Origin of the sequence: Rhizobium sp. BR 317 (assembly GCF_047445835.1) — a bacterium.
GTDB lineage: Bacteria > Pseudomonadota > Alphaproteobacteria > Rhizobiales > Rhizobiaceae > Rhizobium > Rhizobium paranaense.
On the sequence record NZ_JARWLB010000185.1, the window covers coordinates 1 to 717 of the forward strand.

A 717-nucleotide genomic window follows, 5' to 3' on the forward strand; every position below is an offset into this window, starting at 1 on the left:
TTCAAGTCAGGATCGCGAAGATAGAGCTGCGGGAAATGGGCAGGGCCGGAGCGGAAGATCAGCAGGCACTTTGGATCGCTTTCAGGCAGGTCATCTCGAAAGCCGAGGTCTGCAAGCCGTTTGACAACACCATCGAAGTCATCGGTACGAAAAGCGAAGTGCCAATCATTGCGGTCGATCGTGGGGCTTTTACGGAACGTGCCTGCCGGATTGAGGATGAGATKGACCTCTAGGCTGCCACAGGCAAGCCAGGCGCCGTCGACTTGAAAATTCGGCCGCGGAATTTGAGCGAGACCGAACACATTGCAATAGAAGGGCAGTGACTTTTCCAAATCAGCGGTGATGATCGCTACATGATGCAAGGCAAGCAGAGACATTCCTCTTCCTCCTCAACCAAGTCGCGATAAACATAACAGCAGGGGCATTTAAAGTGTAGGCATACTGCGAGCTAGCCTTGGCGGCTTATAGCTCGATGAGGGCGATTCCGAGGTCTTTGTGATGCCGGCGGTGCATGTATGCGGGCGTCTCGATGATCGTGACTTCCAATGTCGGATGCACGATGCCGTCGATGAAGTGACCGCCGCGCGTGGAACCGTCCTTTAGGCCCAGAACGGCATGGAGATGCAGGCTTTCTTTGCCGTCGTCGCCGGTCGCGATGTCACCAAGAAGGCTCAGAACCTCGCATTGCTCCGCGACCGGAATTTTGCGGTAGCTGCG

The 717-nt window shown here is 55.4% G+C and carries 2 protein-coding genes; both read right to left on the minus strand.

The window, feature by feature from the left end:
• Positions 1 to 377 (minus strand): VOC family protein (locus tag QD357_RS32690; protein ID WP_414126145.1); only part of this gene is annotated, 377 nt, incomplete at its 3' end.
• An 85-nt stretch (positions 378 to 462) separates the two neighbouring features.
• Positions 463 to 717, minus strand: a 255-nt coding sequence (locus QD357_RS32695; protein ID WP_414126146.1) for a PPC domain-containing DNA-binding protein, incomplete at its 5' end; no start/stop codon positions are given.